Origin of the sequence: Kribbella sp. NPDC050241 (assembly GCF_044459685.1) — a bacterium.
GTDB lineage: Bacteria > Actinomycetota > Actinomycetes > Propionibacteriales > Kribbellaceae > Kribbella.
This window is the reverse complement of record NZ_JBITJE010000015.1, coordinates 73,241-94,440: the sequence shown is the minus strand read 5'-3', so window position 1 is coordinate 94,440 and position 21,200 is coordinate 73,241. Positions and strand designations below refer to the sequence as shown.

23 protein-coding genes are annotated in these 21,200 nt (G+C 68.6%); 8 read left to right on the top strand and 15 right to left on the bottom strand.

The features are described from left to right. Positions 1 to 37 precede the first annotated feature (37 nt). The 3 genes from ACIBG5_RS39620 to ACIBG5_RS39610 are packed head-to-tail and all read right to left on the bottom strand — an operon-like array spanning position 38 to position 2,238. A complete protein-coding gene (locus ACIBG5_RS39620) occupies positions 38 to 634 on the bottom strand; it encodes a class I SAM-dependent methyltransferase (RefSeq protein WP_396397078.1) in 597 nt (198 codons plus the stop codon). 37 nt (positions 635 to 671) lie between these two features. Continuing rightward, the gene (locus ACIBG5_RS39615; protein ID WP_396397076.1) at positions 672 to 1,523 is read right to left on the bottom strand and encodes a fumarylacetoacetate hydrolase family protein; all 852 of its coding nucleotides are present in this window, start codon (positions 1,521 to 1,523) and stop codon (positions 672 to 674) included. A 19-nt stretch (positions 1,524 to 1,542) separates the two neighbouring features. Continuing rightward, the gene (locus ACIBG5_RS39610) at positions 1,543 to 2,238 is read right to left on the bottom strand and encodes a GntR family transcriptional regulator (protein ID WP_131511899.1); all 696 of its coding nucleotides are present in this window, start codon (positions 2,236 to 2,238) and stop codon (positions 1,543 to 1,545) included. Between the two features lie 145 nt (positions 2,239 to 2,383). On the opposite strand from ACIBG5_RS39610, the gene ACIBG5_RS39605 reads away from it, so the two are divergent. Both ACIBG5_RS39605 and ACIBG5_RS39600 read left to right on the top strand, forming a co-directional pair. Beyond that, positions 2,384 to 3,517: a mandelate racemase/muconate lactonizing enzyme family protein gene (locus ACIBG5_RS39605; RefSeq protein WP_396397074.1), complete on the top strand. Its 1,134-nt coding sequence runs from the start codon at positions 2,384 to 2,386 to the stop codon at positions 3,515 to 3,517. Next, positions 3,514 to 4,356: an amidohydrolase family protein gene (locus tag ACIBG5_RS39600; protein WP_396397073.1), complete on the top strand. Its 843-nt coding sequence runs from the start codon at positions 3,514 to 3,516 to the stop codon at positions 4,354 to 4,356. The genes ACIBG5_RS39605 and ACIBG5_RS39600 overlap by 4 nt, the downstream gene beginning before the upstream one ends. Here the strand turns inward: ACIBG5_RS39600 and ACIBG5_RS39595 are convergent. Both ACIBG5_RS39595 and ACIBG5_RS39590 read right to left on the bottom strand, forming a co-directional pair. Beyond that, positions 4,341 to 5,450 carry a DNA polymerase IV gene (locus ACIBG5_RS39595; RefSeq protein WP_396397072.1) on the bottom strand — a complete coding sequence of 370 codons (1,110 nt, stop codon included), beginning with the start codon at positions 5,448 to 5,450 and terminating at the stop codon, positions 4,341 to 4,343. The two genes, ACIBG5_RS39600 and ACIBG5_RS39595, sit on opposite strands and share 16 nt — an antisense overlap. 12 nt (positions 5,451 to 5,462) lie before the next feature. Beyond that, on the bottom strand, positions 5,463 to 5,897 hold the full coding sequence (locus ACIBG5_RS39590) for a GNAT family N-acetyltransferase (RefSeq protein ID WP_396397071.1): 435 nt from the start codon (positions 5,895 to 5,897) through the stop codon (positions 5,463 to 5,465). A 158-nt stretch (positions 5,898 to 6,055) separates the two neighbouring features. Here ACIBG5_RS39590 and ACIBG5_RS39585 point away from each other — a divergent pair, with 158 nt between their 5' ends. Together ACIBG5_RS39585 and ACIBG5_RS39580 are read left to right on the top strand one after the other, a co-directional pair. After that, complete coding sequence (locus ACIBG5_RS39585) at positions 6,056 to 6,370, top strand: WhiB family transcriptional regulator (protein ID WP_396397070.1); 315 nt, start codon at positions 6,056 to 6,058, stop codon at positions 6,368 to 6,370. 151 nt (positions 6,371 to 6,521) lie between these two features. After that, a complete protein-coding gene (locus ACIBG5_RS39580; RefSeq protein WP_396397069.1) occupies positions 6,522 to 6,935 on the top strand; it encodes a PaaI family thioesterase in 414 nt (137 codons plus the stop codon). Between the two features lie 5 nt (positions 6,936 to 6,940). Here the strand turns inward: ACIBG5_RS39580 and ACIBG5_RS39575 are convergent, their stop codons facing one another. The 3 genes from ACIBG5_RS39575 to ACIBG5_RS39565 all read right to left on the bottom strand — a co-directional run bounded on the left by ACIBG5_RS39575 (position 6,941) and on the right by ACIBG5_RS39565 (position 9,953). Further along, positions 6,941 to 7,282: a zf-TFIIB domain-containing protein gene (locus ACIBG5_RS39575; RefSeq protein WP_360454011.1), complete on the bottom strand. Its 342-nt coding sequence runs from the start codon at positions 7,280 to 7,282 to the stop codon at positions 6,941 to 6,943. 75 nt (positions 7,283 to 7,357) lie between these two features. Then, positions 7,358 to 7,762 carry a nuclear transport factor 2 family protein gene (locus ACIBG5_RS39570; protein ID WP_396397067.1) on the bottom strand — a complete coding sequence of 135 codons (405 nt, stop codon included), beginning with the start codon at positions 7,760 to 7,762 and terminating at the stop codon, positions 7,358 to 7,360. 283 nt (positions 7,763 to 8,045) lie between these two features. Beyond that, a complete protein-coding gene (locus ACIBG5_RS39565; protein WP_396397066.1) occupies positions 8,046 to 9,953 on the bottom strand; it encodes a penicillin-binding transpeptidase domain-containing protein in 1,908 nt (635 codons plus the stop codon). 274 nt (positions 9,954 to 10,227) lie between these two features. On the opposite strand from ACIBG5_RS39565, the gene ACIBG5_RS39560 reads away from it, so the two are divergent. Beyond that, on the top strand, positions 10,228 to 10,557 hold the full coding sequence (locus tag ACIBG5_RS39560) for an L-rhamnose mutarotase (protein WP_360454002.1): 330 nt from the start codon (positions 10,228 to 10,230) through the stop codon (positions 10,555 to 10,557). A gap of 175 nt (positions 10,558 to 10,732) precedes the next feature. Here ACIBG5_RS39560 and ACIBG5_RS39555 read toward each other — a convergent pair whose 3' ends face one another. The 5 genes from ACIBG5_RS39555 to ACIBG5_RS39535 all read right to left on the bottom strand — a co-directional run bounded on the left by ACIBG5_RS39555 (position 10,733) and on the right by ACIBG5_RS39535 (position 16,342). Continuing rightward, the gene (locus ACIBG5_RS39555) at positions 10,733 to 11,437 is read right to left on the bottom strand and encodes a pirin family protein (RefSeq protein ID WP_396397064.1); all 705 of its coding nucleotides are present in this window, start codon (positions 11,435 to 11,437) and stop codon (positions 10,733 to 10,735) included. Positions 11,438 to 11,442: 5 nt separating this feature from the next. Further along, the gene (locus tag ACIBG5_RS39550) at positions 11,443 to 11,949 is read right to left on the bottom strand and encodes a DinB family protein (RefSeq protein WP_396397063.1); all 507 of its coding nucleotides are present in this window, start codon (positions 11,947 to 11,949) and stop codon (positions 11,443 to 11,445) included. Between the two features lie 558 nt (positions 11,950 to 12,507). Continuing rightward, complete coding sequence (locus ACIBG5_RS39545) at positions 12,508 to 13,896, bottom strand: S1C family serine protease (protein WP_396397062.1); 1,389 nt, start codon at positions 13,894 to 13,896, stop codon at positions 12,508 to 12,510. 101 nt (positions 13,897 to 13,997) lie between these two features. Further along, positions 13,998 to 15,653, bottom strand: coding sequence for a sensor histidine kinase (locus ACIBG5_RS39540; protein ID WP_396397061.1), 1,656 nt, complete (start codon positions 15,651 to 15,653; stop codon positions 13,998 to 14,000). Continuing rightward, positions 15,650 to 16,342, bottom strand: a complete 693-nt coding sequence (locus ACIBG5_RS39535) for a response regulator transcription factor (RefSeq protein ID WP_131364960.1) — start codon at positions 16,340 to 16,342, stop codon at positions 15,650 to 15,652. Before ACIBG5_RS39535 ends, ACIBG5_RS39540 begins: the two co-directional genes overlap by 4 nt. A gap of 138 nt (positions 16,343 to 16,480) precedes the next feature. On the opposite strand from ACIBG5_RS39535, the gene ACIBG5_RS39530 reads away from it, so the two are divergent. After that, entirely contained in the window at positions 16,481 to 17,482 is a 1,002-nt protein-coding gene (locus tag ACIBG5_RS39530; protein ID WP_396397060.1) for an acetamidase/formamidase family protein, read from the top strand. Here ACIBG5_RS39530 and ACIBG5_RS39525 read toward each other — a convergent pair. Continuing rightward, complete coding sequence (locus ACIBG5_RS39525; protein WP_396397059.1) at positions 17,475 to 18,452, bottom strand: LLM class F420-dependent oxidoreductase; 978 nt, start codon at positions 18,450 to 18,452, stop codon at positions 17,475 to 17,477. The two genes, ACIBG5_RS39530 and ACIBG5_RS39525, sit on opposite strands and share 8 nt — an antisense overlap. Next, on the bottom strand, positions 18,449 to 19,357 hold the full coding sequence (locus ACIBG5_RS39520) for a DMT family transporter (RefSeq protein ID WP_396397057.1): 909 nt from the start codon (positions 19,355 to 19,357) through the stop codon (positions 18,449 to 18,451). The genes ACIBG5_RS39525 and ACIBG5_RS39520 overlap by 4 nt, the downstream gene beginning before the upstream one ends. A gap of 89 nt (positions 19,358 to 19,446) precedes the next feature. On the opposite strand from ACIBG5_RS39520, the gene ACIBG5_RS39515 reads away from it, so the two are divergent. Beyond that, positions 19,447 to 19,911: an Lrp/AsnC family transcriptional regulator gene (locus tag ACIBG5_RS39515; RefSeq protein WP_360453975.1), complete on the top strand. Its 465-nt coding sequence runs from the start codon at positions 19,447 to 19,449 to the stop codon at positions 19,909 to 19,911. Positions 19,912 to 19,988: 77 nt separating this feature from the next. Next, a complete protein-coding gene (locus ACIBG5_RS39510; protein ID WP_396397056.1) occupies positions 19,989 to 21,200 on the top strand; it encodes a pyrophosphate--fructose-6-phosphate 1-phosphotransferase in 1,212 nt (403 codons plus the stop codon).

The window sequence follows — 21,200 nt, the reverse complement described above, 5'->3', positions numbered from 1 at the left end:
CCGAGCGTCGCGTACGCCGGGTGTCACCGCCACCGGATTACCTACGGAACATCAGGCACTCATCGGGGATCGCGGAGTCGAGGTACGGCGTGAAGCCGGCGGCGACTGCGATCGCGGTGAGTCCCTCAGGCAGCCACCGATGGACGTAGATGTTCATCGGGTGGCCGCCGTACCCGGAGGTCTTGTGCGTCGACTTCGCACCGACGTGGAACCCCATCAGCAGAACCCCACCGGACCGCAGGACGCGGTGGAACTCGGCAAAGGCCTGCGGGACCACGTCGCGAGGCAGGTGGATGACAGACCACCACGACACCACTCCGCCGAGCTCGCCATCGGGCAGGTCCAGCGCGGTCATCGAACCGACCCGGTAGTCCAGACCGGGATGGTCCCGCCGGGCGATGTCGATCATCCCGGGGGACAGGTCGATTCCGATCACCGGCAGACCACGGTCAGCGAGCAGGCCGACCACCCGGCCCGGTCCGCACCCCACGTCCAGCACCGGCCCACCTTCGGCGAGCTTCCCGAACAGGTCGAGAGTCGGCGCCTCGAACGGCGGGCCTTCCTGCACGAGCTCGGCGTACGAGACGGCGACAGCGTCGTACGACGTCCGGATGTCGGCGAGATGATCGGTCACCCGGCCGACACTAGGGCCGGCCGGGGACAGTTTCGGATCAGGCCTTTCCGAGGGTCTGCTTCTGCCGGCCGAGGCCCTGGATCTCCAGCTCCATCGTGTCGCCGGGCGCGAGGTACGGGAACCTGCCGGACAGCGCGACGCCCTCCGGGGTGCCGGTGTTGACGATGTCGCCCGGGTCGAGCGTCATGTACTGCGACAGGTCGCGGATCAGTGCCGCGACGCTGAAGATCATGTCCCGGGTGTTGGAGGCCTGCCGCGGCTCCCCGTTGACCCAGGATTTCAAGTCGAGGTTCTGCGGGTCGCCGATCTCGTCGGCCGGGACCAGCGCCGGGCCGAGCGGGTTGAACGTCTCGCAGCACTTGCCCTTGGACCACTGGCCGCCGGACTGCTCGAGCTGGAAGGCCCGCTCGGACACGTCGTTGGACACCGTGTACCCGGCGATGCACGCCAGCGCTTCCGCGTCCGAGTCGACGTACCGGGCCTGCTTGCCGATGACGACGGCGAGCTCGACCTCCCAGTCGGTCTTGGTCGAACCGCGCGGGACGAGGACGTCGTCGTACGGGCCGACGACCGTGTTCGGGGTCTTGAAGAAGACGATCGGCTGCTTCGGCGGCTCGGCGCCGGACTCGGCCGCGTGGGCGGCGTAGTTCTGGCCGATGCAGACCACCGCGCCAGGCCTGGCGATCGGGGCGCCGATCCGCAGCCCTTCGACGTCGACGGCCGGCAGGTCGCCTGCCTCGAGCGCGGTGCGGGCCCGGGCGATGCCGTCGCCGGACAGGAAAGCGCCGTCGATTTCGGCGGTGACGGAGCTCAGGTCGTGAACGGTGCCGTCGGCGGCGCGCACGTACGGGCGCTCCTCACCGACCGCGCCGAGGCGCAGCAGTTCCACAAAGATCTCCCTGGGTGAGTCATTCCTGGTCGAAGATCGGCCGCAACCGGGCCCGGGAGGCCTCGATATGCGCCCGCATCGCCGCGGCCGCCTCCTCCGGGTCGCCCTTGCGGACGGCGGTCACGACAGTCTTGTGCTCCCGCAACGCCTTTGTCGCGATGCCGCCACCGTAGTACAGCCGGAACAGGTGCAGGTGGCAGTGTGTCCGCGCAAAGGACAGCCGGGCGGTCTCGTTGCCGGACAGTTCCAGCACCAGGTCGTGGAAGCGCTGGTCGTGCGCCGCCATCGCCCGGTAGCTCTCGTACGCCGGGCGGTCCGGTACGTCGGTGTAGCTCAGCATCTCGGCCTTGAGCCGGGCCAGGTCCTCGGTGCCGGCCCGCTGGGCGGCGCGCCCGGCCGCCCACGGCTCGATGTGCAGCCGGTACTCGAACAGGTCGTCGAACTCGTCCCGGGTCAGCCGGGACGACACCCGGTAACCGCGCAGCGGCTCCTTGATCACCAGTCCGTCGGACTCCAGCCGCGCCAGCGACTCCCGGATCGGGGTCTGGGAGATGCCCAGTTCGCGGGTCAGCGCATCGATGTTCAGCCGGGTGCCCGGCTGCACCACGCTGTCCATGATCAAGCCCTTGACCGTCTCGTAGACGTCGTCGCTCAATACCTGTCGCTGGGGCAGGCGCGAGAGCTGCCCCGCCAGACCCACATGCGCATCCGTCACCGTCGCTCCTCCCGAAGCCCGAGCCTCGATCGTGGATCGAGGCCAATTCTGCCCGACCCGCATCGTTACCTGGACAAGTCTTGACGCGTCCAGTGTGAGGCGGCAGCATCAGGTTGGCAATATCCTATAGGATCTGGAGCCGCCCATGACCACCCTGTCCCGCCGGATCGCACCAGTCGGGCTGCCGGCCGGTACGACGGTAACCCGGGCCGAGGCGTTCCTGGTGGACCTGGAGGTCGAGACGGTCCGGACCGACGCGGTGCAGTCCTTCCTGAAGCAGGAGACGGTCTTCGTCGAACTGGAGACCTCGGACGGAGCGGTGGGACTCGGGTACTCCTACACGATCGGCACGGGCGGCACCGCCGTACTGGCGCTGCTGCGAGATCACCTGCTGCCGCGACTGGTGGGTGCCGACGCGCGCAACGTCGAGGGGTTGTGGTCGGACCTGTTCTGGTCCACGCACGCCACGACGGTCGGAGCGATCACCTCGCTGGCCCTGGCCTCGGTGGACACCGCGCTGTGGGATCTGCGGTGCCTGCGCGCCGGTGAGCCGTTGTGGCGGCTGGCAGGCGGGTTCCGTCAGCAGGTCCCGCTGTACGACACCGAGGGCGGTTGGTTGCACCTGACAACCGATGAGCTCGTCGCGGGCGCACTGGCGTCGCAGCAGGCGGGCTGGCCGGGCGTCAAGCTCAAGGTCGGCAAGCCGCGGGTCCACGAGGATCTCGACCGGCTCCGGGCGGTCCGGGACGCGGTCGGTCCCGCGCTGGACATCATGGTCGACGCGAACCAGTCGATGACGTACGCCGAAGCCAAGCGACGGGCCGCCGCGTTCGAGGCCGTAGACCTGGCGTGGTTCGAGGAGCCGCTGCCGGCCGACGACGTGACCGGCCACGTCCGGCTCGCGGCGTCGACGTCGATCCCGATCGCGGTCGGCGAGTCGCTGTACTCGATCTCGCAGTTCCGCGAGTACGTCGCCGCTGGTGGCGCCGGGATCGTTCAGGCCGACGTGGCCCGGATCGGCGGGATCACCCCGTGGCTCAAGGTCGCGCACCTGGCCGAGGCGTTCAACCTCGAGATCTGCCCGCACTTCCTGATGGAACTGCACGTGAGTCTGACGGCCGCCGTACCGAACGGACGGTACGTCGAGCACATCCCGCAGCTGCGGGCGATCACGCGGTCCGAGATGGCTGTGGTGGACGGACACGCTGTCGCGCCCGACGCGCCCGGGTTGGGTATCGATTGGGACCGCGACGCGATCGACGATCGGAGAGTGGCATGAGCAGAGTCGATGCCCATCACCACGTCTGGGATCTGACCGTCCGTGAGCAGAGCTGGATGGCCGGCCCGGAGCTGGACCCGATCCGGCGCAACTTCGCCGTCGAGGATCTGGCGCCGTTGGCCGCGGCCGCAGATGTCACGGCGACGGTTCTGGTGCAGACCGTCGGGTTGGTGGAGGAGACGGTCGAGTTCCTGGAGGTTGCTGAGAGCAACGAGCTGGTCGCGGGGGTGGTCGGGTGGGTGGATCTCACGGCCGATGACGTGGCGACGGCGTTGTCCGGGCTGTTGGCCCGGCCGGATGGCCTGTATTTGAAGGGAATCCGCCACCAGGTCCACGACGAGCCTGATGTCGACTGGCTTCTCCGGCCCGAGGTTCGGCGCGGCCTCGCCGCAGTCGCCGACGCCGGTCTGGTCTACGACCTCCTGACCAAGACTCCACACCTCCCGGCCGCCATCTCGACCGCTCGCGCGTGCCCCCAGTTGACCTTCGTCGTCGACCACATCTCCAAGCCCGTGATCGGTGAGCCCCTGGAGCCGTGGGCAAGTCAGCTGCGTGAGCTGGCAGCGCTGCCGAACGTCACCTGCAAGCTCTCCGGGATGGTCACCGAGGCATCGTGGACCAATTGGAAGCCGGCCGACCTCCAGCCGTACGCCGACGTCGTACTGGATGCCTTCGGCCCCGACCGTGTGATGTTCGGTTCCGACTGGCCCGTCTGTCTGCTGGCCGCGACGTACGCCCAGGTGGTCGACACAGCGGAGACTCTGACAGCCAGGCTGAGTCCCGCGGAGCGCGAAGCAGTCTTCAGCACCACGGCCTCCCGCACCTACACGCTGTCCTGAGGCGGGGCGAATTCGAGGCGGACGCCGAGGAGGCGGATGGGGCGGCGGAGTTCGAACTTCTCCAGCAGGGCGAGGGCGGTGGCGGCGATGACCTCGGGGTCCTGGGTGATCTCCGGGAGCTTCCGGCTCTTGATCGGGGTGTAGAAGCTGATGAAGCGGACCTTCACCCAGATCCGCTGGATGCTGCGGCCTTCGGCGACCACGTCCCGCGTCACCTCGACCGCGATCCGGCGCAACTGCTCCTCCACCTCGGCGCGTTCGACCAGGTCCTCCGCGAACGTCTCCTCGCGACTGCGCGACACCGGTTCGCGCGGTACGTCGGTCACCTGGGTGTCCCCGAGTCCGCGACCCAGGGCGGCGTACCAGGCGCCCATGTTCGGGCCGAACCGCTTCCGCAGTACGTCGACGTCCGCGGCGGCCAGGTCGGCAACGGTGAGGATGCCGAGCTCGTTGAGGTTCCGTTCCATCCGGCTGCCGATACCCCACAGTTCACGCACGGCCCGGTGGTCCATCACCTCACGCCAGTTCGCGCCGGTCAGCCGGTAGACGCCGTCGACCTCACGGTGCTGCACCGCGCCATCCGCCGTACTGGCGTCCTCGAACGGCGTCGCATGCGACCGCGCCTGCTTCGCGAACGTGGTCGCCAGCTTGGCGCGGGTCTTGTTGTCGCCGATGCCGACCGAGCAGGTCAGCGTGGTCCGTTCCGCGACGGCGGCGCGGAGATCGGCCGCGAGTTGCTCGGGGTCGTCGGTCTCCGCGCCGACGAAGCATTCGTCCCAGCCCCACACCTCGACCACGACCGGGAACGACCGTAGCGTGTCCATCACCTCGGTCGACGCCGCCTCGTAAGCGGCCGGATCGGACGGCAGGAACACAGCCTGCGGGCACTTCTTGTACGCCGCCCGCACCGGCATCCCCGAATGCACGCCGTACTCACGAGCCTCGTACGACGCGGTGGCGACGACCTGCCGCGGTTGGGTCGGATCCCCGGACCCACCGACGACCACCGGCAGACCGCGCAGCTCGGGCCGCCGCCGGATCTCCACGGCGGCGATGAACTGATCCATGTCCACATGCAGGACCCACCAGGTCATCGCGGCCCCACGTCAGAGTTCCTTGCGCATCTGCTGCGAGGTGACGGTGTAGCCGAGCGAGTTGTAGAGGCTGATCGCTGTGGTGTTGTTGCCGAACACGTTCAGGTCCAGCTGGGTGTGCCCGAGCCGCCGGCACTCCTCCTCGCCGGCCAGCATGATCGCCCGGCCGTAGCCCTTGCCGCGGTAGCCGGAGTCCACCTCGATGCCGTAGATGAACGGGATCCTCGGTTTGGTGCTGATCCACAGGCTGCCGATCACCTGGTCACCGTCACAGGCCATCCAGATCAGGGTGTTCTCGCTGGCGCGACCGTCGGGGAGGAGCTTGTCCGTCTCGCGATGCGCGAACTCGAGCGCCTCCGCGGGGTCCAGGCCACGGGCCGGTCCGATGCCGGCGGCGAACGACTCGGCGCTGCGGTCCTTCCACTGCTGGAACTCGGTCTCGGTCATCGGGCGAAGGGTCACCGGAGGCGTGGTCACGTGCTGACGATAGCCCCGAGGGTTTGCGGACGGGTACCAGGACAAATGCCCGCGGTTGTGGATCCAGCCGCGGCTGACCGACCGATGCCGAGGTGTCACACCATGACAGCGCAGCCGAGGAGCCCGTCATGAGACGGCGCAAACCGCCCGCCGGAGCGGTGGCCAAGGCCCCGGAGGGCCTACCGTCCCCGCTGCTCGAGAACTGGGCCTGGCAGGACCAAGCCGCCTGCGCCGAGGTCGACCCGGAGCTGTTCTTCGCCGCGGAGTCCGAACGCGGCCTGCGCAAACACGCCCGCGAGGTGCTCGCCAAGGCGCTCTGCCGGACCTGCCCGGTACGGCGTGAGTGCCGCGAACACGCCCTGATCGTCGGTGAAGCGTACGGCGTCTGGGGCGGCACGACCGAAGAGGAGCGCGAGCCGGCCCTCCACGGCCGCCGCCACTAGCCCTCAGCCGCGGTCCGGGTGTCGTCCGCAATTTCTTTCAGTCTGTCTACCTTTACGACCAGAACTGAATCCCTGGTCCAGGTCTTGACGGCCTTTCGCTGACGGCATGATGGTCGGATGTCCGCAGCCACCGGCTGGTTAGCCTGTCGGCATGGAGCTGACGTTCGAACTGGCCGAGAAGGTGCTCGCCGCGCAACCGTTCAGCGTGCTGCTCGGCGCGCGGCTGACCGCCTTCGGCGACGGTGCCGCGACCCTCGAGCTGGACATCCGGGACGAACTTCGGCAGCAGAACGGCTTCCTGCACGGGGGAGTCCTCGGTTACGCGGCCGACAACGCGATCACCTTCGCCGGCGGTACGGCGCTGGGCCCGGAGGTGCTGACCGGTGGGTTCACGATCAGCTACCTCCGTCCGGCCCAAGGCGCCGTACTGCGAGCCGAGGCGACGGTCGCGCACGCCGGCAGCCGGCAGGCCACCTGTACCTGCCGGCTGTCGACCGTCGACGACGCCGGCGACGTCACCCTGTGCGCGATCGCCCAAGGCACCGTCATCGCCCTCCGCCGCTGACTGCTTCAGTCGAAGAGTTCTTCCAGGAAGGACTTCTTCTTCTTGCGCGGGTACTGCTGGTTCCCGTAGCGCGGGTCGTACTTGCGATCCTTGTCGTAGCGGCGGTCGTCGTCGTACCGCCGGTCATTGTCGTAGCGGCGATCGTTGTCGTAGCGGCGGTCGTCGTGCCGCTTCTCCTCGTGGCGCGGCTGCGGGCTGTTGTACTCGAGCTCGGCATCCACCAGCCGCTCCAGTTCACCCCGGTCGAGGAAGATCCCGCGACACTCGCCGCACTGGTCGACGGTGACGCCGCTGCGTTCGTAGGTGCGCATCGCGCCTCGGCACTTGGGACAGGTCAGGCTCTCCATCCAGCAACCCTAAGTGACGAAATCGCCGGAACGCCGGGCTTTCAGGGAACTCTCAGGGTCTTCGGAGCACAACTCTCAGGAGATTCGATCGGTCGCCGATACAACCCGCTCCACAAGGTGTTCCCGCCCGGCGGGCGGGTCGTACGACTCGGGCCAGAAATCCGTGATCCGGGTGATCAGCCCGTCGTCGAGCTCGAGGTACACCAGCCCGACCATCTCTTCGTCACCCACGGTGAAGTTCATCGATCCGGCCGCGCTGGTCCCGTCCACGATCAATCGCGTCACGATGGCGGTCCAGTCGCCCGGATACTCCCGGTTGAACTGTAGGTACTTCGCCCGCCCCACAATCCGTTCCCGAGTCTGCGGCAGCTCGTAAACCACGTCCGCACTCAGCAGTTCCCCGAACGCGTCCCACTCCCGCCCCGCCATCGTCGCGAAGTACCGCCCCACGACATCCCGAGTCCGCTGCGTCTCGTCCATGCCCAGACGCTAATCGGCCCCGCCGACACTCCTGCGGCGGTGCGTGCGCCGCAGTTGGACAGGAGGTATCCGGTCGGAGGGTAGTGCAGTTGAGCGTGCGTGCGCTCTGTGTACGGTGTATCGCGGGTGCACTACCTGTCGATCTGCACACTCTCCTGTGGGCATCGAGTCGTAGGTTCCTTGTCCCTGGACAGCGCACAAACCTCGACAGGAAACGGTGTGCGGTACTTCAGCCACACCCAAACCACTCACACCTCAGTCAGAAGAGCCGGGTGGTCATAGCTCACTTCGTGTGGCTGAGGAAGTTTTGGACTATGGGGCCGGCTGCTTTGCCGCCGGAGGCGCCGCCTTCGACGATGACGGCGAAGGCTACGTCGCCGCGGTAGCCGACCATCCAGCCGTTGGTGACGACCTTGCCCTTCTGGACGACCTCAGCGGTACCGGTCTTCGCGGCCACCGCACCGTTACCCGCCAGCAGATGCGCGGTGCCGTTGGTGACCGTGGTCCGCATGAAGGTTCGCAGTGCCGCAACGGTTGCCGCAGGCAACGGAGAGGCGGCTGCCCCGGCGGCGTCCTTGCCCGGTACCAGGACCGGCTTCATCGCGGTCCCGTGGTCGACCGCCGCACCGATCAGCGCGACCGCCAGCGGGCTCGCGGTGACCGTGCCCTGACCGATCATCGAGGCCGCCTCGGCGGTGTCGTCCTTCGGCGCCGGCACCGAACCGCCGTACGCCGAGAGCGACAGGTCGAGTTCACGTCCGATGCCGAACATCGCCGCGGCCTTCGTCATGCCGTCCTTCGGCAGCCGCGCGTGCTGCGAGATGAACGCCGTGTTGCACGACTCGTTGAACGCTTTCTGCATCGTGCCCGCGCCGTACGCCGCCAGGCCGTCGTAGTTCTTGAACGACTTGCCGAACACGTTGATCGTGTTCGTGCACGGCAGCGTGGTCGCCGCGGTCTCGCCGCTGCCCAGCAACGCCGCCGACGTGACGATCTTGAACGTCGACCCGGGCGCGTACTGGCCCTGGAAAGCGCGGTTGTAGCTGGCCGGCGTGGGTCCGTTCGCCGCCGCCAGGATCTGACCGGTGGAGGCCTGGACGGCGACCAGCGACGCCGGCAGCTTGCTCGTCGCCAGCGCGGCCTCGGCCGCCTGCTGCATCTTCGTGTCCAGCGAGGTCTTCACCGGCTTGCCGACCGTGCCCTGCTGGCTGAAGACCGTCTTGATCGTCAGCTTGGTCTTGCCGTCCCGCAGCGTGACCGTGCCACCCGGCGTACCGGCGAGCTGCTGCTGGAACGCGTACTGCAGGCCCGTCGTCCCCACCTGGTCACTGGCCGACGCGCTCGGGCCGGCGTTCTTCAGCGTGTCCTCGGTCGCGGTCCGCATGGTGCCGATGATCGACCGCGCGAACGTCGGCGTCGCCGCCAGTGACTGCGTCCCGCCCATCGTCAGTACGCCGGGCAGCTTGCCCATGATCGGCCGCAGCCGGTTCCACTCCTCGGACCGGATCGTGATCGCCTCGACGAACTGCCCGGCCGGCGCCGCCTTGGCCCGCGCGGCCAGCTTCGCGCCGTCCACATCGAGGTTCTTCGTGAACGCGGCGTACGTCGCCGGCGTCGCCACGGTGCCCGACGCCACGCCGACGATGACGACCGGACGGTTCGCCGTCAGCGCGGCGCCGTTGCGGTCCAGGATCGAGGCGCGCGCGGGGAGCGCCCGGACCCGCTTGAGGTAGTTCGCATCCCCGAGTCCCGGGTAGATCGTGTCGCCGGAGGCCTTGATCTTCCACGCGTCGCCGGCCTTCACGGCGGTCGCCGTACTGGTCCACTTCATCGTGCCGATGCCGCGCAGCTCGGCCTCGACCGCCAGGTCCTGCGTGCAGTTGGTGCCGTCGGTGCACTTCGGGTCGCCCTGCGGCGTCACCTTCACCGTGTTCGCGATCAGCGCGCTGTCCACGTCGTCGAGCCGCTTGCCGAAGACCGTCGGGTTGTCGGTGAACGCGGCCGCCGCGTCCGGCTTCCCGTCCGGCGCCCACGCCTGCACCCAGGCGTCGGCGAACTGCTTCACCACCTCGGCGGACGCCTGCTTCTCGTCGTTCGGGTCCGGCTTCCCACCTGCTCCTGATTTGCTGTCGGAACAACCAGCGGTGATCAGCAGACTACTCAAGCAGACGATGGCAGCGGTTCGCTTCACGTTTCCAACTCTCGCACGACGACGGATGGACACCTGGAACAGTCTTCGGCGTGTGGCTCACAGCCACGAGGGCGAAAGTACTCAACCCCTGCAAGTACGACGCCCGTGGCCCCCCTTCAGTTGGCCCCGGTACGCCGTTCGTCCGCGCCGGACCGGCCGTGGATCGCCAGGACGAATCAGGACCGAGACGCCGCGGGAATCACCGCGCCGGAGGTCTACCGCGATCGTGGAACGCCGTGAACGCAGGGTCACCACCGGCGTATTCTGCTCCTTTGTGACCCGCCTTGCTCTGCACAGCCGGCTGATTCCCGGCACCGAAGAGGCCTACGAGCTCGAGCACGCTCGCGTCTGGCCGGAACTGATCACCGTGATGCACGCCGCCGGGATCGCCGACTGGTCCATCTGGCGCAGCGGCAGCGATCTGTTCCACCTGGTCGAGTGCGACGACTTCGAGGCCGCCACCGCACAACTGCGCGACGACCCGGTCGACCAGCGCTGGCAGCAACACATGAGCCAGTTCGTCGCAGGCTTCGCCCAGAACCCAGAAGGCGTCGCCGGCCAGTCCTTACGCCACGTCTGGACAATGAGCGAGCAGACCACCTAGCGGACCGTCCCGCCGTACCTCAGACACGCGGCAACCACCCGTCGCTCGCCGCGCACGAGGCGGGCATGGAGGGTTTGGACAGTCTGTGGGGGATCGGGACAGGTTGTGATGTGTTCGAGGTGCCCGGATGATGTTCAAGGCCGCGCTTTGGGGCAGGTGGTGGGGGCGGGTGGGACTAGTGCATTTCCCAGAGTAGGAGCTGTGCGCCGGCTGGGCCGGCGGTGATACGGGGTCCGTCGGAGGTGGTCAGCCGCGCGGCGTCCGACGTACCCAGGTCACCGGCGCCTTCCAGGGTCGCCGTGCCCTGAGCGACGAAGAGATGGACGTACGGCGCGGATGGCAGGGCGACCGTGGCACCCGGAGCCAGCCGGGCGACGGACATTCCGGCGGAGCGCTGGTTGATGCGGATGGCGGCGCTGGCAGCGTGTTTCGGTAGACCGGAGGCAATCGGGACCAGTTCGCCGGTCGTCAGATCGATCTCGCTCTGCTGGTACGACGGCGGCAGGTCGAGCTCGTCCGGGCGGACCCACATCTGCACGTAGTGGACCGGCTCGGCGCCGTCGTTGCGTTCGGAGTGCCGGATGCCTGACCCGGCGCTCATCCGCTGCGCGAGACCCGGGTAGACCAGACCGCTGTGTCCCTGCGAATCCTGGTGCGCCAGAGCACCGCGCAGTACCCAGGTGACGATCTCGAGGTCCTGGTGCGGGTGCGTGTCGAAACCGGTGCCGGGGGCAACCGTCTCGTCGTTGTGTGCGAGCAGGAACCCGAACCCGACGTTCGCCGGGTCGTAGTGCGGCCCGAACGAGAACGAGTGCCGCGAGTCCAGCCACTCACTCGCGGTCTGGAAGCGATCGTCGGCCCGCCGGATCTCCACAGTCACAAGGTCTAGTAATACCCCTTCTGGCCGTCGAGCAGCTCGCGCATGGTGTCGAGATGGCCGACGTGGCGGGCCGTCTCCTCGAGCATGTGGAGCAGCATCCACCGGAGCGTGGGCTGGTACTGCGAATCCTTCCCGATCTCGTCGAGCGAGTGCGCCGCGACGATCTCGTTCGATTGCGCGCACTGCGCCTCGAACTCGTCCAGCAACTGAGCCAGCGGTACGCCGTCCACCCGCATGTCGGCGTTCTCCGGCTCCTTCTGGAACTGCGGGTTGCCTGCCTCCGGCTCACCCAGAAGGATGACGTTGAACCAGCAGTGCTCGGTCCATCGCATGTGCGACACCAGCCCCGCCGGCGTCATCAACGGCGACTCCGGGAACACCACCCGATGCTCGTCTGCCTCCGCCAGCCCGTCCAGCTTCCACCGCACCAGGGCCCGCTGCAGATCCAGCCACCCGATCAACAGTGTGCGCTCATCAGCAACAAGGGGCGGCCGTTCCCGCGAAAGAGTCATGGCCGGACGCTAGCGTGCACCCCCGGCCACCGCACCGCATTTTGCTGCTCCCCAGCCGACCTAGGGTCGGGGGCTGTGGACATGACGACGCAGGAGTGGGTCGAGTCGGCGGCGGGTGGATCCGGAGGGCCGGCACTGTGAGCAGCCGTCGTTGTTGATGACGCAGCTGCTCGGCTCCAGCTGGCGCACGAGGACCAGCCACGGGAGTACCAAGCCTGGACCACACGGGACAGCGTGCGGCGTGCCCGAGGTAACCGCACTGGCCTTGCTGCACGGGGCTGAGACCGGACTGCGCTTCGCCGACCTCTACGAGAAGGCAAGCGGGCGGCGCTCTCGCCGGACCGGCAGTACTGGTTCCTGCTGGACGCGTTGGCCTACGCGGCCGACGCGCAGAAGGTCGCCGAACCGTGGCGCGGACTCGGCCGCACCGACCTGACCCCGCAACTCCTGCAGACCCGACTCGAGAACTACCTGGAAGCTGTGTGCTGACAGCAAAAAAAGGGACTGCGGCCGCTCGGTGGGCGGCCGCAGTCCCAACCAGGGAGGAATGCCGTGGTGTCAGCCGGTCGGGTTGCCGTTGTCGGACCCGAGGGTGGCGGTCACCGACTGTGCCTTTCCGTTGCGGGTGAAGTCGATCTTCACCTCATCGCCCGGGCGGTGCGAACGGACCGCGGCGACCAGCGCGTCCCCTGACGAGATCGCCTTACCGTCCACAGCGGTGACCACATCACCCGCTTGCAGACCGGCCTTGTCCGCCGCACCGCCGGACGTTGCCTCGCCGAGGCGTGCCCCTGAAGAGAGCCCGTCGGAAGACTGCGCGTCGCCGACCGTCACTCCGAGCCGTGCATGCGTGGCCTTGCCCTTGGCCACCAGCTCGTCGATGATCGGCTTGGCCTGGTCGATCGGGATAGCGAAGCCCAGGCCGATGTTGCCGCCTTCGGATTGTCCCGATCCACCGGCGGTTTTGATCGCGCTGTTGATTCCGACCACCTGGCCGGCGAGGTCGATGAGGGCGCCGCCGGAGTTTCCGGGATTGATCGCGGCGTCCGTCTGGATTGCTGGGAAGACCGTCGTACTGTCCTGCTGCTCGTCGCCGGAGGTGACCGGGCGGTTCAGCGCCGAGACGATCCCGCTCGTCACCGTCGCCTCGAGGCCGAACGGCGAACCGATCGCCACCACGCCCTGCCCGACGCCGAGCTTGCCGCTCTGCCCCAGAGTTGCCGGGGTGAGGTCGGTCGCGTCGGCGTGGATCACGGCCAGGTCGGTCAGCGGGTCGGTGCCCTTGATCGTGGCCGGTACGGTGCGCCCGTCGTTCAGCATCACGGTGATCTGCGCACCGGCGCCGCCGCCGGCGACCACGTGGTTGTTGGTGACGATCAAGCCGTCCTTGCTGATCACGATGCCGGACCCGGTCGCAGCGCCCTGCTGGGACGCGACGGCGATCTTCACCACGCTCGGCAGCACCTTCGCGGCGGCGCTCTGCACCGAACCGTCCGGTGCGGCGGCAGGAGCCGCCTGGTTGCCGTTCAGCGGCGCCGTCACCGACGGAGTCGCGCTGGAGTCATTGGTCGCCGAGTACACAGCCGCACCACCCACGCCGCCCGCGGCACCGACCAGAAGCGCGGTCAGCGCCACCGCCGCCAGGCCACGCCGCTTCGGCTTGGCAGGCTGCGGCTGGTGTGCCGGCTGCGGGCCGAAAGGCGGCCAGTTCGAGCCGGGAGGCGTCCCCTGATGCGTCCCCGGCGCTCCGAACTGCGGGTAGGCACTCCCACCTGAGGGGTGCTGACCCGGTCGCTGCTGACCACCGAGCGGCGCGTACTGCTGCTGCTGGTGCTGTCCGTAACCAGACAGCGGCAACTGCTGCGTCCGGTCCGGCCCTTGCTGCTGCGGGTTCTGGCCGGGCTGGTTCTGCGGCTGTTGCGGCTGGTGCGGCTGGTTCTCGGTCATGAGAAGTACTGTGCGGGCTGGACCTGAGAAGGCCCTGAAGATCCCGTCAAAGCAGCCGAAGAACTCCATGAAGATCCCCTGAAGGATCAGTCAAGGCGCTGTCAGCGAGTCTGCGTGGCCGCGTGCGGCAGCCACAGCGTGAACTGTGCACCGGCGCCCGGGACGTTGCGGGCGTAGATCATCCCGCCGTGCTGCTCGGCCGCGTGCTTCACGATCGCCAGCCCCAGCCCCGAACCGGGCCTGCTGCGCGCCTCACTGGACCGGTAGAACCGCTCGAACACGTGCGGCAGGTCCGCCTCGGCGATCCCCGAGCCGGAGTCCGTCACAGTCAGTACGCCGTCCAGCAGCCGGACCGTGACGAGGCCGGACGGTTGCCCGTCGCTGCGCTGGGTGCCGTCCTCGGGGAGGCTGTACTTCGCCGCGTTGTCGAGCAGGTTGGTCACCGCGCGTCCGAGCAGTCGCTCGTCACCCCACACCGGGAATGGTGTGAGCTGGACGTCCCACTTCAGCCCCGGTGCGCGGCGCCGTACCTTGATGACGGCGTCCTCGACGACGTTGGACAGCTCGATCAGCTCGGCGTTGCGGACCTGCGGCGTGTCGCGGGCCAGTTCGGTGAGGTCGCCGATCAACGTGGTCAGCTCGTCCATCTGTGCGCGTACGTCGTCCAGCAGTTGCTGCCGGTCCTCGGGCCGGAGGCCACCACGCTGGTCGGCCTGGGCCAGCAGATCGAGGTTGGTCCGGATGCTGGTGAGCGGCGTCCGCAGTTCGTGCCCGGCGTCGCCGACCAGCCGCCGCTGCCGATCCTGTGATCGGGCCAAAGCCGCGAGCATCGCGTTGAAGGCCTGGGCCAAGCGGGAGATCTCGTCCGACCCGGACACCGGGATCGGCTTCAGATCCTCGGTCTGCGCCACATGCTCCGCCGCACCGGTCAGCCGGGCCAGTGGCCGGAGCCCGGACCGCGCGATCGCGTTGCCGGCCAGCGCCGCACCGATCACCCCGATCAGGCCGAACGCCCACAGCACCACACCGAGGTTGTGCAGCGTCCGGTCGATCGGCGCCAGCGACTGGGCCACCACGAGCGCGGCCGGCTGGTAGAGCTCGGGATTGACCTGGCAGTCGGCGCGCAACGGACAGTAGTGCGCGGGTACGGCGACCACGCGGAAGTGCGAGCCGCCGTTGCGGACGCCGACGGTCCGCAGACTCGCCTCGTTTCCCTGCGCCTGGGCGACCGCGACCTCGTCCGGGCCCATCGGCGGAACCGGGCTGTTCGCCGCTCCGAACTTCTGGCCGTCCGCTCCGATCATCCCGACCCGGATGTCGCTGAGGCCGAGCGCGTCGGAGGAGACGTTCTGCAGATTCTCGAGGTTGGTCAGGACGCCCTTCTGTGCCGCCTGGGCGACCCGGTTGGTCAGGCTGTCGTCGAGGTTCTGGTACATCTGCTGGCGCACGGTCATGTACGCCGCGACGCTCACGATCGCGACGGCCAGACCGACCGCCACCGCGGCCAGCAGGGTGACCCGGGCGTGCAGGCTGAGAGTGTGGACCTTCTCCTGCCACCAGTCCTGGGTCCGGGCCGCGGTCGCGACCATCCGGTTCCCGTTGCCGTTGCTGTTGGCAACTGGCTGACCTGGCTGAGCGGGCTGTGGTAGTGGTCCGGACGGCTGCGGCCGGGGTGAACGCGGCGCAGCACCGGACTGAGCGGCGCCCGGCGGACGGCCGGCGTACGAGGGGAAGTCGTCGGGGTGTTGCTTGCTCACGGTGGGGTGTCTCTCAGCACATAGCCGATGCCACGGACGGTGTGGATCAGCCGGGGCAGGTTGTTGACCTCGGTCTTACGGCGCAGATAGCCGATGTAGACCTCGAGGGAGTTGGCGGTGGTCGGGAAGTCGTAACCCCAGACCGCGTCCAGGATCACCGCGCGCTCGAGCACCCGGCGCGGGTTGCGGATCAGCAACTCGAGCAGGGAGAACTCGGTCCGGGTGAGGGGGATCGGTACGTCGCCGCGGTGCACCTCGTGCGCGTCCACGTCGACCACGAGGTCGGCGTACTGCAGGATCTCGCCGCGCTGGCCGCCCTCGCCGGGCGTGGTGCTGCGGCGGAGCAGGGCGCGCAGCCGGGCCAGCAACTCCTCGAGTGCGAACGGCTTCGTCAGGTAGTCGTCGCCGCCGGCGTCGAGGCCGTCGACCCGGTCCGCGACCGCGTCCCGGGCGGTCAGCACCAGGATCGGGATGTTGTTGCCCGCGGCCCGCAGGGCCTTCGTGGTCTCCAGGCCGTCCAGGCGCGGCATCATCACGTCCATCACCACGACGTCGGGTTCGACGTTGCCGATCACGGCCAGCGCCTCGGCGCCGTCGGAGGCCGTCACCACCTCGAAGTCGTTGAACTCCAGGGAACGGCGCAGCGAGTCCCGGACGGCCCGGTCGTCGTCCACCACCAGTACGCGCATCGTGCTCCCCGCTCGGCCTGAGTCCGGACAGCCCGGAATGACCGTCCGCGTTTCGAGATTAGGCCGTCTCTGTGAGAATCGCCTGAGAACCCGCTGATCGCTCGCCCAATCCCGCCGTACGCCGTAGGTTGCTGACTCGTGGACATCCTCGACTTCAGCCCCGAGCCCGAGCAGTTCGCCTGGACCTTCGGCGGGGTTCCGCCGGTCCGCCGGATCAAGCCGGGCACCGCCCTGCGGTTGTGGACCGAGGACGCGTACTGCGGCACGCTGCGCAGCACGACGGACCTGGCCAGCGCCTCGCTGAAGATGCCGTTCGTGAACCCGCAGACAGGCCCGTTCTACGTCGAGGGCGCCGAGCCGGGGGACACCCTGGTGCTGCATTTCGTCGACCTGACGCCGGCCCGGACCTGGGGTGTGTCCGCGACCATCCCGTACTTCGGCGGCCTGACCAGCACCGACCGGACGGCGACGTTGCAGGACCCGCTGCCGGAGCGGACCTGGATCTACGAGGTCGACTCGGACAAGCAGACCGTCGGGTTCCAGGCGCAGGGCAGCGACCTGGAGCTCGCGCTGCCGATGGAGCCGATGCTGGGCACGGTCGGTGTCGCGCCCGCCGCGGGTGAGGCGCGCTCCTCGCTGGTCCCGGACATGTTCGGCGGCAACATGGACACGCCGGAGATGCGGGCCGGTGCGACCTGCTACCTCAACGTGAACGTCGAGGGTGCACTCTTCTCGGTCGGCGACGGGCACTACCGCCAAGGCGAGGGCGAGTCCTGCGGGACCGCGGTCGAGGGCGCGATGAACGTCGTACTGATCGTGGATCTGGTGAAGACGCCGGGACCGGTCTGGCCGCGGATCGAGAACGACGAGTACCTGGCCGTGGTCGGGTCGAGCCGGCCACTCGAGGACGCCTGGCGAGCCGGCCAGGTCGACATGGTGCACTGGCTCGGTTCGCTGTACGGGCTGGACAAGCTGGACGCCTACCAGTTGCTCAGCCAGATCAGCGAGGTCCCGCTGGCCAACGTGGTCGACGTGAACTACAGCGTGGTCACCAAGGTCCCGAAGCGCCTGCTGCCGGCCGCGGACGTCTACACCGGCATCCACCAGCACCTGCGCGAGCTGGCGGCCACTCTCAGCTGAACGCCGGTACGATCTCCTCCGCGAACCGTTGCAGCGGCTCGTGGTCGTACGCGACGCCCGGGATGTAGACGATGACGTACTCGACGCCGGCCTCGGCCAACTGCTCGATGTGCGCGCTGAGCTCCTTGGTCGTGACGATTCCGGCGCGAAGGTCCGGCGGACCACCACCGGCGCCGATCTCGGTGAACTCCTGGACGCTGTAGCGGCCACGGGCCTTCGCCGTCGCGGCCGCCGGATCGGCGCCGGACTCGATCGGGAACACGTTGATACTGGTCGATTTCACGATCGCGTCGTAGTCCCGGCCGAGCTCGTCGCAGTGCGCGCGCAGTACGGCCAGCTTCTGCTCGACCAGCTCGGGCTTGCCGCTGCCGAAGTTGCAGGCGTCGGCGTACTCGGCGACCAGCCGGAGGGTGACCTTCTCACCGCCGCCACCGATCCAGAGCGGTGGTTGCCGGCGTGGCTCGACGTACGGCCGGTCGACCGAGTGGTACTTGCCCTGGAAGACGACGTCCTCCTCGTGCCACAGCCGGTGGATCAGCTCGACGGCCTCGGCGAACGAACCCATCCGGTCCTTGAGTCCGGTCCACGGGTACCCGTAGGCCTTCCACTCGTGCTCCGACCACCCGGCGCCGATCCCGGCGTACAGGCGGCCGTGGCTGGCGACGTCGACGGTGGACGCGATCTTCGCGTAGAGCGCGGGGTTGCGGTAGCCGTTGCAGCCGACCATCTGGCCGATGTTCACCCGCTCGGTGTCACGGGCGAGAGCCGCCGTCGCCGTCCAGGCCTCGAAGACGGTCTCGCGGACCGGCTCGGGGACCGTGTGGAAGTGGTCGAACAACCAGATCGAGTCCCAGGGTCCTGCGTCGGCGGCGCGCGCGACAGCCGTCATGGCCTCCCACTGCTCGACCGGGTCCTTGATCTCGACCAGGTCCATCCGCCAGCCCTGCGGTACGAAGACGCCGAACTTCATCGGATCCTCCGGGTACGACGTGAGATCGCGACGCCGGTGAGGCACAAGGCACCGCCGGCCAGTGCGAGCAGAGCGGGAGTCTCACCGAGGAACAGCCAGCCAAGGGCGATGGCGACGACCGGTACGGCGTACACCGTGGCGCCCATCTTGCCTGCGCTCGTCCGCCGGAGAGCGAACGCCCAGGTGGTGAAGCCGAGCGCGGTCGGGAAGACAGCCAGATACACCGCCCACCAGATCGTCCCGGCGCTGGCGGAACCGAGCTCGTCGATCAGGGTGGGAGCGAACGGGAGGCAGACGACCGCGCCGATCGTGCAGGCGAGCCAGGTCACCTCTGCCGCGGGGAGCCGGCTCAGCAGCGGCTTCTGCGTCACCACGCCGATGGCGTACGACGCGGCGGCGGTGATGCAGAGGACGACGCCCCAGGTTTCCGCGCGGCCGGTGGAGGTCGACGTACCGATCAGCACGATGCCGCCGAACGCGACCAGGCTGCCGATGATGACCTGGCGGGGGAAGCCTTCGCCGAGGGTGAGACCGGCGAGCAGGGCGATCAGCAGCGGGGCGATGTGGACGAGCATGGCCGCGGTGCCGGCGTCGAGGCGGCGTTCGGCCTCGTTCAGTGCGAGGTTGTAGACGCCGAACCAGAGCAGGCCGCAGGCCAGCAACTGCGGCCAGTCGCGCTTGCCCGGCCAACGGCGTTCGGGGACTTCCCGCCGGGGACGGAGGAACAGGAACGCACCGAGGAGGACGCTGCCGAGGCCCAGTCGGATCAGGGCCAAGGCACCGGCGGAGAACTCGGTGCCGACATGCCGGATGGCGACGAACGACGAGGCCCAGAGCACGACGGTCACGGCCGCTGCCCCGGTCGCCAGCCCCTTCTGGGGCGGTGCTTCCACGATGGTTGCCACGTGATTACCCTAGAAATCGCATCAGCTGTTTCCCATGGCGAAACGAGCCAAGGAGCCATCTCATGGTTGCCGGAACGAACGTAGAAGGCGTGCAATCCCTTCACACTGACAAGCCGCTGCTCGACGCCCTGAATGTTCGGCTGCTGACCGAGCTGACAGCGGATCCGCGGCTGCGCACCACCGAACTGGCGCGCCGGCTCGGAGTCTCGGCGCCGACCGTGCGCGAGCGGGTCACCCGGCTGGAGGAGTCCGGCGTGATCCGCGGCTACCGGCTCGAGGTCGACCCGGCCGCGCTCGGGCTGCCGGTCGCGGCCTGGGTGCGGCTGCGTCCCGGTCCGGGTCAGATCCCGAGGGTCATCGAGCTGGCCGCGCGAACGCCGGAAGTCGTCGAGTGCCACCGCATCTCCGGTGAGGACTGTTTCCTGATGCGCGTCCAGGTCGCCGCCATCGCCAGTCTCGAGGACGTGCTCGACAAGTTCCTCGTCCACGGCCAGACGACCAGCTCCTTCGTCGTCTCCACCCCGGTGCCGCCCCGCTCGGTGCCGCTGGAGTGAACCCCAACCACCGCTGAGAGTGGTCTGCCTCACTAGGCTGTTGGCGACTTCAGCGACCTCTGGAAGGACCCTGGACCATGGCTGCCGACAAGTCTGTCCGCAGAGTTGCCCTGCTCACCGCCGGCGGGCTCGCGCCGTGCCTGTCGTCCGCCGTCGGCGGGCTGATCGAGCGCTACACCGAGGTGGCGCCCGACGTCGAGATCATCGCCTACCTGAACGGGTACCACGGCCTGCTCAGCGGCCGGTACGTCGAGGTGACGCCGGAGGTACGGGAGAAGGCGTCCCTGCTGCACAAGTTCGGCGGCAGCCCGATCGGGAACAGCCGGGTCAAGCTCACCAACACCGCCGACCTGGTCAAGCGCGGCCTGATCGCCGAGGGCCAGAACGCGCTCCAGGTCGCGGCCGAGCGGCTCGTCACCGACGGCGTCGACGTACTGCACACGATCGGCGGTGACGACACCAACACCACCGCGGCGGACCTGGCGGCGTACCTGCACGAACACGACTACGACCTGACCGTGGTCGGCCTGCCGAAGACGATCGACAACGACGTGATCCCGATCCGGCAGAGCCTGGGCGCGTGGACGGCGGCCGAGCAGGGTGCGCTGTTCGCCCGCAACATCATCGGCGAGCACAGCTCGAATCCCCGGATGCTGATCGTCCACGAGGTGATGGGCCGCAACTGTGGTTGGTTGACCGCGGCAACGGCCCGGGAATACCGCGACTGGTGGAAGCAGCAGGAGTGGAACCCGGGCATCGGCCTGGACGCGGCCGGCTGGGACGTGCACGCGGTGTACGTGCCGGAGGAGACGATCGACCTGGACGCCGAGGCGGAGCGGCTCGGCAAGGTGATGGACGAGCACGACTGCGTCAACATCTTCCTGTCCGAGGGCGCCGGCGTGGAGTCGATCGTGGCCCAGATGGAGGCCCGTGGCGAGGAGGTCGGCCGGGACCCGTTCGGTCACGTCAAGCTGGACACGATCAACCCGGGAGCCTGGTTCGCCAAGCAGTTCGCCGAGCGGATCGGCGCCGAGAAGACGATGGTGCAGAAGAGCGGCTACTTCAGCCGTTCGGCCGCGTCCAACGACCGCGACCTGGCCCTGATCAAGGAGTGCACCGACTACGCCGTCGACGCGGCGCTGCGCGGCGAGAGCGGTGTGGTCGGCCACGACGAGGAGCGCGGCGACGAACTGCGCGCGATCGAGTTCCCGCGGATCGCCGGCGGCAAGAAGTTCGATCCGGGCGTCGACTGGTTCGTCGCCTTCAAGTGGGAGATCGACCAGCCGTAG